At 48.5% G+C, this 12495-nt stretch carries 15 protein-coding genes; 4 read left to right on the top strand and 11 right to left on the bottom strand.

All coding sequences use genetic code 11. From position 1 onward, the window contains the following. The first annotated feature begins 36 nt into the window (after window positions 1-36). Window positions 37-321, top strand: a complete 285-nt coding sequence (locus tag QMG44_RS01480) for a DUF3892 domain-containing protein (RefSeq protein WP_126488719.1) — start codon at window positions 37-39, stop codon at window positions 319-321. 45 nt (window positions 322-366) lie between these two features. On the opposite strand, the gene hxlB is transcribed toward QMG44_RS01480, so the two are convergent. The 7 genes from hxlB to QMG44_RS01445 all read right to left on the bottom strand — a co-directional run bounded on the left by hxlB (window position 367) and on the right by QMG44_RS01445 (window position 5923). After that, on the bottom strand, window positions 367-927 hold the full coding sequence (gene hxlB / locus QMG44_RS01475) for a 6-phospho-3-hexuloisomerase (protein WP_165453302.1): 561 nt from the start codon (window positions 925-927) through the stop codon (window positions 367-369). A 13-nt stretch (window positions 928-940) separates the two neighbouring features. Next, complete coding sequence (locus tag QMG44_RS01470; RefSeq protein ID WP_114268531.1) at window positions 941-1693, bottom strand: SDR family NAD(P)-dependent oxidoreductase; 753 nt, start codon at window positions 1691-1693, stop codon at window positions 941-943. Between the two features lie 104 nt (window positions 1694-1797). Next, window positions 1798-2442: a ribulose-phosphate 3-epimerase gene (rpe, locus tag QMG44_RS01465; protein ID WP_114268501.1), complete on the bottom strand. Its 645-nt coding sequence runs from the start codon at window positions 2440-2442 to the stop codon at window positions 1798-1800. Between the two features lie 24 nt (window positions 2443-2466). Next, window positions 2467-3720, bottom strand: a complete 1254-nt coding sequence (locus tag QMG44_RS01460; RefSeq protein WP_029571193.1) for a PTS transporter subunit IIC — start codon at window positions 3718-3720, stop codon at window positions 2467-2469. A gap of 23 nt (window positions 3721-3743) precedes the next feature. Further along, entirely contained in the window at window positions 3744-4037 is a 294-nt protein-coding gene (locus QMG44_RS01455; protein ID WP_114268500.1) for a PTS sugar transporter subunit IIB, read from the bottom strand. An 18-nt stretch (window positions 4038-4055) separates the two neighbouring features. After that, complete coding sequence (gatA, locus tag QMG44_RS01450) at window positions 4056-4505, bottom strand: PTS galactitol transporter subunit IIA (protein WP_114268499.1); 450 nt, start codon at window positions 4503-4505, stop codon at window positions 4056-4058. A 449-nt stretch (window positions 4506-4954) separates the two neighbouring features. Then, window positions 4955-5923: a sugar-binding transcriptional regulator gene (locus tag QMG44_RS01445; RefSeq protein WP_114268498.1), complete on the bottom strand. Its 969-nt coding sequence runs from the start codon at window positions 5921-5923 to the stop codon at window positions 4955-4957. A gap of 377 nt (window positions 5924-6300) precedes the next feature. Between QMG44_RS01445 and QMG44_RS01440 the strand changes: the two genes are divergently transcribed. Both QMG44_RS01440 and QMG44_RS01435 read left to right on the top strand, forming a co-directional pair. Next, window positions 6301-7596 (top strand): MFS transporter, encoded by a 1296-nt coding sequence (locus tag QMG44_RS01440; RefSeq protein ID WP_232969593.1) that lies wholly within the window; start codon window positions 6301-6303, stop codon window positions 7594-7596. A 413-nt stretch (window positions 7597-8009) separates the two neighbouring features. Next, window positions 8010-8747, top strand: a complete 738-nt coding sequence (locus tag QMG44_RS01435) for a metallophosphoesterase (protein WP_025204744.1) — start codon at window positions 8010-8012, stop codon at window positions 8745-8747. Window positions 8748-8951: 204 nt separating this feature from the next. Here QMG44_RS01435 and leuE read toward each other — a convergent pair whose 3' ends face one another. Both leuE and QMG44_RS01425 read right to left on the bottom strand, forming a co-directional pair. Next, the gene (leuE, locus tag QMG44_RS01430) at window positions 8952-9596 is read right to left on the bottom strand and encodes a leucine efflux protein LeuE (RefSeq protein ID WP_025204745.1); all 645 of its coding nucleotides are present in this window, start codon (window positions 9594-9596) and stop codon (window positions 8952-8954) included. Between the two features lie 206 nt (window positions 9597-9802). Beyond that, window positions 9803-10288: an N-acetyltransferase gene (locus tag QMG44_RS01425; protein ID WP_025204746.1), complete on the bottom strand. Its 486-nt coding sequence runs from the start codon at window positions 10286-10288 to the stop codon at window positions 9803-9805. Between the two features lie 321 nt (window positions 10289-10609). On the opposite strand from QMG44_RS01425, the gene QMG44_RS01420 reads away from it, so the two are divergent. Continuing rightward, on the top strand, window positions 10610-10921 hold the full coding sequence (locus tag QMG44_RS01420) for a hypothetical protein (RefSeq protein WP_025204747.1): 312 nt from the start codon (window positions 10610-10612) through the stop codon (window positions 10919-10921). A 150-nt stretch (window positions 10922-11071) separates the two neighbouring features. Here QMG44_RS01420 and QMG44_RS01415 read toward each other — a convergent pair whose 3' ends face one another. Next, the gene (locus QMG44_RS01415; RefSeq protein ID WP_086532945.1) at window positions 11072-11815 is read right to left on the bottom strand and encodes an SDR family oxidoreductase; all 744 of its coding nucleotides are present in this window, start codon (window positions 11813-11815) and stop codon (window positions 11072-11074) included. A 169-nt stretch (window positions 11816-11984) separates the two neighbouring features. Continuing rightward, window positions 11985-12467 carry a glutathione peroxidase gene (locus QMG44_RS01410; protein ID WP_020885093.1) on the bottom strand — a complete coding sequence of 161 codons (483 nt, stop codon included), beginning with the start codon at window positions 12465-12467 and terminating at the stop codon, window positions 11985-11987. Window positions 12468-12495 lie beyond the last annotated feature (28 nt).

The raw sequence follows: 12495 nt of genomic DNA, 5'->3' as shown, positions 1-12495 counted from the left end.
ACGCGGTTACGCGGTGTAGTCACGAAGGAGAGTCACATGGCAGACTTTTATATCTCGGGTATACGCAGGGACAGTACAGGGCAGCACATTCAGTACGTTAAAATCATCAAAGCTGGCAAGAGAAATAAAGACGCCTTCATCAACTCGCGACAGTTTGTTGCCGAGCTGATAAAGGCCGGTAAGGCGACGTTTAAGACGATCACGCTTGTTAAAGGGCAGTGGGTTTATGGCGCGAATGTTCACGTCATAGACGATATTTACCTTACGACTGATCCTAATAGTACGACACGCGATAATCTCGGCAACCTGCCGGTCTTTTAAAAGTGTGCCATGCACAGAGCGCTTCCGTAGAAGCGCTCTGTGACGTCATTCAAGGTCAGCGTGCCGTGCAGCCATGGTTTTGCTGGTTTCTCCCAGCTGAGCCATCAGCTCAAGCACAATGGCATCGTAAGTAATGAAACAGAGCTGCTCAAATGCAGAGCCCATCGGCTGGGAAAACGGTACCGGATTGTGATCGTTTTCCTTTGTCACTGCACCAGGTAAAACCAGTATGCTGCCGGCCAGTCTGGCAATTGACGAGTCTTTCTTCATGGTCACCAGCGCCACGCCGATATCACTTTCTGCAGCTTTCTGCGCGAGACTTTTAAGGCTACCGGTTTCGCCACTGCCGGAACCAATAATCAGCAGGTCACCCGGACGGGCACGTGGAGACGAAATGTCTCCCACCACACTCACCGAGAATCCCAGATGCATTAACCGGTTAGCAAACCCCCTGATTGCAACTCCGCTGCGTCCGGCTCCCTGCAGAAAAATGTGTCCCGCACTGCGGATCCGGGCAATCAGCTGCATCGCCTGATCCTCATCAATTTTCTGCGCATTTTGCTCTAATTCACTGAGGATGCTTCGTGTGTATTCCTGTACGCTCATTTTCAGCTCCCGGTCAGGCAATGGTACGGCCGCCATCCATAAGGATGGTCTGTCCCTGGATGTAGGAGTTTGATTTATCAGCGAGAAAAATGGCCAGGTTTGCCACGTCATCAATGGTGCCCAGGCGGCGGACCGGAATTTTTTCCAGCACCGCATCCAGATCGGCCTGCGTCGGATAGTTAACACGCATCATTTCGCCGGTATCAATCAGGCGGGGTGCAATAGCGTTAACGTTAACGCCTCTCGGTCCCAGCTCTTTTGCCAGGCCGCGGATAAGCCCCTCCCCGCCTGCTTTGCTCGCCGGATAGCTCACGCCGCCACCGGTTCCTGACAGCGCTGAACCGGAAGAAATGTAAACAATGGCCCCCTTATTGGTGAGAAAATCATCGTAAAAAGCCTTAACGGTATTGAACAAGCCGGTCAGATTGATGGAGAGAGTCTTATTCCACTCCTCAAAAGAGATATCACTGACCCGGTTAGCGAAGGCTACACCTGCATTAAGCACCAGAACGTCAATGCGCCCATACGCTGCGAAAACCTTATTACGCGCATCGACCAGAGCCTGCGGGTCAGATACATCCGTTCTGATGAAAAGTGATTTTACATCGCCGGACGTCAGTTCTTCAGCGGTTCTGATACCGTTGGCTTCATTGTAATCAGCGATGACGGTATGGGCACCACGATCCGCGAACTGTTTTGCAATCCCTTTTCCGATACCGTGCGCACCGCCGGTGATAAACACAACCTTTCCTGCAAAATTACCCATCAGCATTTTCTCCTGAATTTTTACGACCGGGAAGGACGTTCCCAGCCGGATGACCTGAATCACGACTGCTTATGCAATCAACTTTTCTTTAATAAAGGCTTAAATCAGTTCATAGCAGCTTTTAATTCCCGGTAGCTCGATTCCGGGTTCTCATTAAACAGTGCGCCGCCGACGACAATTAAATCCGCACCGGCTTCCCGGACTTTTTTTGCTATTGCAAGGTTAATGCCGCCATCGACCTCAATCAGGATATTCCGGTCGCCGATCATTTCCCGTGTATTCCTGATTTTCTCCAGGCTTTTTTCAATAAAGACCTGGCCTGGCTGTCCCGGATTAATGGTCATGATGAGAATGTAATCGATATCGTCCAGTAGATAGGTCAGTACGTTTTCAGGCGTACCCGGATTAATTACTACCCCGGCTTTACGTCCGGCCTGGCGGATCTTCTGTAAAATAAAATGCACGTGCGGAGTTGATTCATAATGTACGGAAATCATTTCTGCACCGGTACTGATAACATCATCAATATGTCTTTGCGGATCTGCCAGCATCATATGTACATCAAATTTCATTTTGCTGACTTTTTTCATTGCGGATATCTGGTTCGGACCAAATGCGATATTACTGACATAAGAACCGTCCATTAAATCAACGTGCAGTATGTCGGTATTCTCATTTTCCAGAAACCGAATCTCATCCTGCAGTCGCAGGATATTTGCTCCGAAAATTGAAGGTAAAATCTGTGCCATGGTAAGCAAACCTCATTGTTCAAATCAGTGGAATACCGTGCTCAGCCAGTACGTCAGTACTTCCCACGGGCCGGTCAGTACAAAGTCAGTGCCCTGCCCCTGTAAACCTACGCCGGCACCGTGCAGGAACTGCGTTGCGCCTGGCGCCACGTAGCCGCCTAAATACATAACAACAATGCTGAACAGTAAGGTGGAGATAACGGCGCGGATGACGTTTCCGTTACTGGCCATCACGGTCATGGTTGTCATATAGATGATCGACATCAGCACACCGATGGGAAAAATCATGATGCCCGGAAATACCAGTGCGCAGAGCATGGTCAGCGGAATGGTGATAACGGTAACGGTAACGGTGGCCGGGTCACCCAGCGCCAGCGCACAGTCCATACCAATGTTCAACTCCGCGTCCTTGCCCATCTGCTTCTGCATAATTTCTTTGGCGCTTTTGCCAATCGGAGACAGACCTTCCATCAGCACGCCCACAACTTTGGGCAGCAGTACCATGACTGCGGCAACGCCCATTGCCATGGGTACAATAGTTGTCACGGGCTGACGGGTAAGGATCCCGAGCAGGCACCCGACCATGACGCCAATGATGGCGGGCTCACCAAATACGCCCAGTCGTTTCTGCACGCTTTCCAGGTCGAGGTCGAGTCTGTTCAGGCCAGGAATGACGTCGATAATTTTATTGACCAGCAGCGCAAAAGGTAATGTCCAGCCAATGTGGATCATGGTGGTGCAGGTCGTTCCTTCCAGACCGTAGTATTTCTGCCAGCGGGGAGCTATTAAATCACCGATAAACAGCGCGATGACGCTCAGGGCCACGGCTACGCCAAAACCGATAAAGAAACTGTCAAACACGAAGTAAGCCAGCGCACCAGGAACGAGGAAGTGCATATAGTTCCAGATATCCACGTTAAGCGTTCTGGTTAACTTCAGGCGAACAAGAAGCAGGTTAAGAATGATACCGACAGGCACAACCAGAGCCGCAAAAGGTGCAACCCATGCCGCTGCGCCTACTGCGGGCCATCCAATATCAGCAACGGTAAACCCGCTGCCAATTTTCGAATAATAGGCGATGGCAGGCTGCAGGGAGGTGCTCAGCAGGTTAACAACCAGACCCAGTCCGATAAAGCCGATACCGACGGTAATGCCTGATTTGATGGCCGCTCCGACTTTCATGCGGAAAACCAGGCCTAAAATAAAGATGACAAGTGGCAGGATAGCGGTAGCACCCATACCTGTTATCGTCAGCATTATGCTTTTTAACATTTCCATCCTGACCCCCTCTTAATCTGTTATTATTTCCGGATCAGCTCAGTTAGTAATTCACCAAGTTTTTTTCGCAGCGCGCCTTCATTAATGCCGGTGATAAAACCCGCGACACTCATGTGAGGCTTGCCAATATCACCTTTATAATTATTCGTTGTTAAAACAACATCGGCATGCTGCAATTCTGAAGGCAGTTCTGACATGCTGCATTTATTTATTTTGTACTGAGAGATTCCGTATTCAGCACAAACAGATTTCACCTCATCAGCAGCAAGTGTTGAGGTGGCGACTCCGCTTCCGCAGGCGACAAGAATAGTAATCATAATTTTGCTCCGGTAAGGTTATTGCATGATTTCTGAAATAAATAATGCTTCAGCTTTTTCAGACGGCAGTTCCAGGAGGTTTTGATAGAAACCTTTGTCCTGCAGCTTGCTGAACAGGGATTTCAACAGCTGCAACTGATTAGACGGGTTGGTAACCACTAAATTGATGACAAGTCGTACCGGTAATTTATCATCGCCATCAGCCTGACCGACTTCAACGGGCTCAGGCAGACGAATAATGTAAACAGAAGGTGTGTTGGCATGCGTACTGTCACAGTGCGGGATCGCCACAGAATAGCCATCAAGCAAAATACCCGTCGGGTACATGGCTTCACGCTCGCGTAGTGCCTCCAGATAGGTATCCTTCACTGTCCCCGCAGCATTCTGCCGTTCATGAATATGCTGCAGCACCTCGTCATAACTTTTGAAGTCGCCGCCATCGGTGACGCTGATAAGTACTGTATCCATAACTTCTCCCAGTAGCTTAATTTTGCTCAAGTGAGCACATACATATATACATATGAGCATTTATAGCATGCCGGTGTTTTGCGGAAACAAGCAGAGAGCAAAAGTTATAGGTCGATCACAGTAATAAACAAGAGAGCGAAATATATAATGCTCATATGAGCGAATGGCTGAATACCATATGACCATTTATTTATATCAACTGACTGAATTAAAAAGGAATATATCTGTTTACGGCTGATTAGCTGTTTCGCATGGTATCTTTGCGAAAGCGCCTGAAATCACGGAGTGGTAATTCAGCGGATGTCCTGACAACTGCAGGCGTAATGAACGGAAATCTGATTGTATGGGCTTTTCGCGAATTTGAGCCACTGTCGCTGCGTCATGAAATTTCAAAGGGGGGCGCCGGCAGTGCCCCGTATTGAAAGAGAGACCGGTGTTTTCCTGGCTTATCAGGAGTTGACCAGCTTTACAGCTGTATCAAAGTCGGTGATCAGCACATCAAGAAGGCCTGACTTAAGAGAGGCTACGATACCTTCATACTTCTGCTCTCCTCCCGCCACGCCAATCACTGTTTTCGCACTTCGCAGTTGCTCAGTGGAAATACCGAATCCCAGCCGGCTTATCGGGCTGTCAAGGATCTCTCCTTTGCTGTTGACGAGCGTGATGCAAACATCAGCCGCGATGTCATCACGGAAAAGTGGTGTCTGCCATTCTTCGGGAAAAATGTCACACAGGCTTGACGAGCCGGTTTTCCAGGCGCCAATACCAGTAATAACAACGTCCAGGCACGAATAATACTGTTGGGTGTCAACCACTGCAGGATCGCTGGCCAGTTTTTCTGCCAGATTTTCATCATCCACCCACATGGGGACATACATGGGATGTGCCTTTCCCTGAGAGATAGCTGCCAGCCGGTGTATCAGGTCTATCGGACCCTGACTGAATTCAATACCCGGATGTACGCCTGAAAGCTGCACAATATCTAAAGCAGGGAGGCTGGTCAGCTGACTCACGGTACTGGACAGAACGCGCCCCCAGGCAATACCCACCTTCATACCCCCTGTCAGGTAATTGCCCAGGTAGCTGGCTGTGATACCACCCAGCTTCTCATTTAGTTCTTCCTGGCTGTTCCAGGATTCTGATACAGAAAGCACGACGGCTTTTTGCAGGCCGTATTTCTCGCAGATATTATGAGCCACTTCTTCATCAAGCATCTGCTGTTTGGGAAAAAGAAACTTAACGTATTCCTGCTCGATCGCCTCATCGATCAGGCGCGCGGCCTTGAATCGTGAGATCTCGAGTTCTTCGGCAATTTCTGTTTTGGTCTTCATCTCAACAAAATAACGGCGAACGACCAGAGAATAGATGTAGCGGGGGTCATAACCTGACCAGCGGCTGTTTTTTATACGTTTAGGCATGGCGAATTCCGTTTTAATCGAAAGGAAATATCACAAAGGTTAACCTGTTGCCCCTGATTTTAATCAAAAGAGTACACTTTTTTACGCTCGTTTGGTATTTACTGGAGTGCTTTCTTACTGCTGTGTGATGGGCAACACGCATACTGTACTTGGTTGGTAAAGCTGGCTGGCATTATACCTGCGCGTACGGCTGCCACAGGTACACGTTAGAGCCGGTATCCATGATAAAGGTTTGAAAACAGGTTGCCCGAAATGACCTTTCTTGAGTAAAGCAGTACCGCACGGGCAGTATGAATGTAGCTTCTTCACCAGGCTGGTTTTTTTACATGGTTCATCGATTCATGGTTCATCGATTAAGGTAAGAAGTGTTTTGCACAATGTATATCCGGCAATCAGATACGGCCTATAGCCCTTCTGCCACCGCCAGGTTACAGAAATCACAGGCGCTAATTTCGGTAAAACGATTAATGAATATCAGCAAAAAGTCTTCCCGGGAACTTCATAAATCATCTGCTACTCCTGAAGGGGAAAAGTCCAGGTCGTTCATCAGATGGCTTCTTTCATCAGCTTTCCTGAGCTTTCCACAGGCAGCTGGTCCCATTGCATTCTCATTGCTTGCACTCAGTATCACAGGCGACAGCAGAGGCGGAGCAGCGATGATCCTTGCCATGACGATTGCTCAGGTTATTGGCGTGATCCCGTTTACACGCCTGGGCAACCGCTTTAACTCGGTCACTTACTTCCAGCTTCTGACGCTGACTCGTTCTATGGCTTTACTCTGCATAGTACTGGCATCATGGTATAAATTGCCTTTTACGGTATTAGTCATACTTGCCAGTCTGGCCGGACTGGTAAATGGTGCAGCTCAGGGGTATTTAAGGGTGATATTAAACCACGTGGTTAACGCAAACCGTTTACCACGTGGGCTGGGTATGGCCGCGACTCTGAATGAGATGGTTTTTGTTCTGGCTCCCGTGGCCGCATCAGGACTGGGAAGCATCTCCCCGGTGTTTTCTCTGCTCGTCATTACCGCTCTGGGTATACTTCCCGTTGTTCTCATTCCCCGGTTTAATATCCGGAGCTCCCCTGCCGTGGTTAAAACCAGGCAAAGAGCACTGACAAGACCGGTTGCTTTGGTGCTTATATGCTCTACTGCAGCTGAAGCAACCGTCGCAGCCGTTGAGATAGGTGCTGTGGCGTTAGCCCTGAACTTTCGGTATGAGCCATTTTATGCCATTTTTTTCACCGTTCCCCTGTGCCTTGCCTCTGTCATGGGAGGAGTCTGGGTCAGTATCCGCAACCGGATGTCTGCACCCGGCACAGTACTTTTACATCTGTGTCTGATGATGCTAGGGGCTTTGATGGTTACTGTTAATTTCTCCGTCATTACAACCATTGTGGGTGTGATGTGTATTGGCTCTGTCATTGCCCCACTTGGAACACATTTTTCGCTTGTACTTGATGAAATGTCTCCTCCGCATCTGAAAGCCGAAGTCTTCGCCTTACTGCGAACCTCCAATGCCATGGGTGTGATATTTGCGAGTGCCCTTCTGACTGTGACATCGCTGTCATTATCACTGTTAATAACTACGATTTTTATTGGGATAGTCGCTTCAGGAATGGCTGTTGCAGTGCTGGGTAAGAAAAGCGTGATTGAGACTGATTGTGAATAACACCTCAAACAGTAGGGCTTGTTGCTTAATCAAAGACACAACACAGTTAAGATAGTTATCAGAAGATTAGTAGGAGTAAGCCGAAAAATGGCTGTCTTATTAAGCTTACATAAAAGCATTTTTACGCTTCTGGCACGAAACAGACCAGTGTACTGCAAGGTCCGCTATGAGCGAAAAGCGGACCTTACGCATCCCTGCTAACATTGGCTCTGAGCATTAGAAATTAAACTTAGCGATTTACTGTGAATTCCCGACCGCCTTCGGAGCCAGTTTGATTCAGCGTAACTTTTGAATTACCGATCCTAATTAATCTGTCCATTGTTGCCATAGTGGTGAAAAAATGAAATTTGAAACCGGATTTATGGCCATGTATCACGATCTTGTTCCCCACACAATAATCGTATGAGGCCTTTATGCTGATAGCGCAGGTTTCAGACATTCACGCCTCACCCGAGAATGATCATCTGTTTCGGTTCGACCAGATATTAAATTGGCTTACGCATCTGCAACCGGACGTACTGGTACTTACAGGTGATCTAACGGATGGGTATTGGCAGGAAGGTTATGTACAGATAGCTGACCGCCTGAATCAGCAAAATTACCCTTCGTATATCCTGCCGGGTAACTCAGACGACCGCAGTCTGATGCGTTCTGTTTGGGATGAAAATAGATGGGCGCACGATGCCCAAGGAGAAGCCCTGCACTTAATTCATAATACCGGTGGCATTCGCCTGATTGGTCTGGATTCGACGGTTAATTATAAGGATTACGGCAGTGTGACTGACCATCTGGAATGGTTGGATAATCAATTTAGCGACGCAGACAGCCCTCCTTCATTGCTGTTTTTGCACCATCATGTATTTGCATCTGGCATACCAACGCTAGACGAAACTATGTGCAGAGGTCTAACTGAGATGGAAGATTTGATAAGACGCTCCCCGACCAGACTACTCGCCATTTCTACAGGCCATGTCCATAGACCAATAGCTGGTACATTTGCGGACATACCTGCCTACATTTGTGGCTCCGTCTGCCCGGCTAATCCTGTCTGGTTTGGAACAGTAAACGCTCCTCCTGCAAATGACCCGCCAGCGTTGATGATTCACCGCTACGTCAGTAACTCTCTTACCAGTCATCACGTTTGCGTTTAACTGGCATTCAGAAAATGCATAGACCTCATAGAAAACGACCTGACCCCCAGTGATTAATACATAATGGTTGCGAAGGAGAAATGCCTGCTTTGGCACAGAGCGGGCGAACTCACCGAGCATAAAGTCCGCTGTGAGCGAAGAGCGGCCGTCCCATCCAGCGTAAGAACGTAAAAAAAACCGCCGTGAGGCGGTTTAGCTGTCTTGTCAGTAAGTTGCGCTTGCGAGTCGCGCTGCAAATCCAATGAAGAACATACCTACCAGCGCGTTTCCAATGGTTGATAACCTACGGTTGCCTTTCAGACGGCTGAGCAGATAAGAGCCGCAGAAAACGAGGAAACCGAAATAAACGAGAGTAATTGCGAACATTACTGCAGCAAGAATGATAAACGCCATCCATGAGTGTTCAGCCTGAACATTGATGAACTGGGCGAAGAAAGAGATATAGAACAGCAGCGTCTTTGGATTCAGTAGAGTAACCAGCATTCCGCGCCCGATGATCTCCTTAGCATCAGCTGAAGATTTATTTTCCTGACTCGTTTCGAGAGCTGGCTTAAAGATAGCGCGTATCGTCTGGACACCGAGATAGAAAAGATAGGCAGCACCTGCGTATTTGATGGCGTTAAACAAGGCAGGAGTTGAGCTTATAACCGCGGCCAGCCCACACCATGCCAGCAGAACCAGAAGTACGTCACTCATGAGAATGGAAAATATTGCAGCAAAGCCTCGTTTGATGCCGCTCGTAATGCTTGTTTTAATCACGAACATGGTCTCAGGGCCGGGGGCAAGGACTATCAGTGTCGCACCAAGTAGATACGTCCAGAAATTCACGATACCAAAATCAGCAAACATTTTTACTCCAGCTCTATCGTTTTCAACGAGGCTATTCTAACGTAACCGGTCATAATGAAAACACATCATGGCTACTTTCAATTCAGCCTACGTCCGCTGCTGGCATAAAGCGGCCAAACTAACGGAGCAGAAGGTCCGCTATGAATGAGAAGCGGACCTTCCATAATGATATGGTTTTCAACGGGGAGTATCTTTGCCTGAATGCTTCAGTTGGCACGACGGGCAAGCTTATCTATTGATGGGCCTGAAATCCGATGATAGTTAACGCTCCTGATAATCTGAGCACCGAGAGACTCATAAAACGTCTGCGCCAGTGGGTCTGCTGCCACAGATAACCAGTCGAGCTGAAAGCACCCGCGTTCTTTAGCACGGCTGGCTATAAAACTCATCAGCCCTCTCCCAATTCCAGCCCTTCTGAAAGGTGCAGAGACAAAAAGCTCTTTGATAAACATTTGCCCACTAAATCGCGGAGAGGGGTACATCACTGATACACATGAGAACGCAGCGATAACTCCATCACAAACCACTTTGTGAACTTCGGTACCGGAGTCGGCTGCAAAGATCTTATCCCTCAGATACACGGACATGTCACGCCTGGACAGGCAAAGCGTCTGGTTATAGTAGGTTTCCATTTCGATAAAAATATCAGCCAAATCATCATATTCGTCTGGTCTGCAGATGGAGATGTTCATGTATGGCCCTTGAGCAAAATATAATGATTTATCATAGCGTAAGGAAAACCGAATTGAGGGAGCTATCTCAACAAAGAGCGCTGCAGCGCTTCCCTCCTCAGAGCACTGATGTTTGCCGCTAGCGGTACACAGCGGCTGGATGCAACTGTGAGCAAAAAACGGAAGTGACCTAAATTTATCGTGGTCATGAGATTCAGTCTGAAGCAAGGTGAAGAATGTTCGATAAATCGATGTGCGAGATAGCGTTCTTCGTTAATCACACCATGAGGTGCTTTCTGATGATATGGTTATACCCTCACCATCCCTAAAGAGAGAACACTAATGATTGTAAGGACCTGGCATGGATGTGTTCCGCTTGAACATGCGGAAGGTTTTGCAAAACACCTTGAAAAAACAGGGGTAGAGCATTCCAGGAGCATATCGGGGAACAAAGGCGCGTTCGTTCGCAGGGAAACGCAGGGAAGTTGGGAGCATTTCTTTCTGGCAACTTACTGGCAGGATCTGCAGTCAGTGAAGGCATTTGCTGGAGAAAACTATCATGTGGCGGTCACTTACCCGGATGATGAAGAATTTAAGCTACTTTCTGACCCTTACGTTTTCCAGCATGTTGTTGAGGCAATTTCACCCCTTTAATGTCAACTTCCGGATATCCTGTCGGTATCCCTGAATTGCCATAACCCCCATATTGACTCAACGCATCCACTTAGGGCACAGAGCAGCCTGTTTCATTTGGTATCAACATGCTGCTCCGTGCGAAGACTGTTCTGTTTAACATCACCCGATTTAGACCCTATCACTCAGGTCTTCACGAGTTGGACCTTGAAAGTAGAGGCTACTTATATGACAACTGCGCGGTTGAACCAACACAAAACGAATCGCTTCCCAGACCGATCGCCCGTTCAAGAGCCGCTCTCCCATTCTGCATTGACTATCGACACTCGAATCTAACCCTGTAAGTTCGAAATCAGGAGGGTACAGTCCGGTAACCCGTATATTTTCTTTGGACAATTGCTGTGCGAGTTTTGTTGTAAATCCGCTGAGCCCATGTTTGCTGGCGAAAAAAGCGGGGTGCGCAATTGAATCCGTGAAATTCGGGATCCCGCAGGAAGAGATAATTGAGACGATATCAGCACTGTCTGAACGTCTTAACCCAGGCAACAGAGCCTGCGTCAGAAGAATCGACGCTGTCAGGCCGGAACTGACGGTATTAATAATGTCGGTATCAGGCTGGTCGTCTAACGTTCCTGACAACCATTGGGCAGCATTGAGAATTAAAATATCTATGGGCTTGTCTGAAGTTAATAGCTGTGAAGAAAACGCAGAAAGGGATTCAGCCCGGGTTAAATCACAGATATACCCTTTTGCCATACCGCCTTCAGCAGTGATAAGACTGCAGGTTTGTTGAATATCATCAGCCCGCCGCGCGCAAAAATCTACCTCAACGCCTTCCCGCGCCAGCCATACGCACAGCGCCTGACCAAATCCCCTGCCCCCACCCGTAATAACCGCTCTTTTGCCTCTCAGCATCTCCATACGTCCTTTCATTAATGGGTATGTTTATGGAGATATAGCATGAGGAGAGGGAGTGACATCTTTCCGTGAGTGCTATTTTAGATGCGGTCATGGCGTCTGCGATGCGCGATAAACGCCCCCTGCAATGAATACCTCAGAGTTCAGGCCATCATGACCACAATACTTAGCGTTCAAGCGCAGTAAGGATTGCGGCTTCCATTTTCTCGGGGGTGGTGATCGGCGCAAAACGCTTGAGCGGTTTACCGTCGCGTCCGATCAGGAACTTGGTGAAGTTCCACTTGATTCGTCCCCCCAGCACGCCGGGCAATTCGTTTTTCAGATAGCGAAACACCGGATGCGCTGCGGCTCCGTTGACCTCGATCTTCTCGAATATCGGGAAGCTCACACCGTAATGAATGTGACAGGTCCTGGCGATGTCGTCGGCATCGCCGGGTTCCTGTTTACCGAACTGGTTGCAGGGGAACCCAAGCACCACCAGCCCCTGAGCGGCGTATTTCTTATAAAGCGCCTCAAGGCCGCCGTATTGTGGCGTGAAGCCACATTGGCTGGCGGTATTCACGACCAACACCACCTTGCCAGCGAAGTCGAGCATAGCGACAGGCTCTCCATCCAGACGGGTGGCTGTCAGTTGATAAAACGTGGTCATAGCGGGATCCTCAACGCAGAACCTGTTC

It is taken from the genome of Enterobacter sp. 200527-13 (genome assembly GCF_027924865.1).
GTDB lineage: Bacteria > Pseudomonadota > Gammaproteobacteria > Enterobacterales > Enterobacteriaceae > Enterobacter > Enterobacter ludwigii.
The sequence above is the reverse complement of the archived record's forward strand: the minus strand, read 5'-3'. Positions and strand labels throughout refer to the sequence as shown.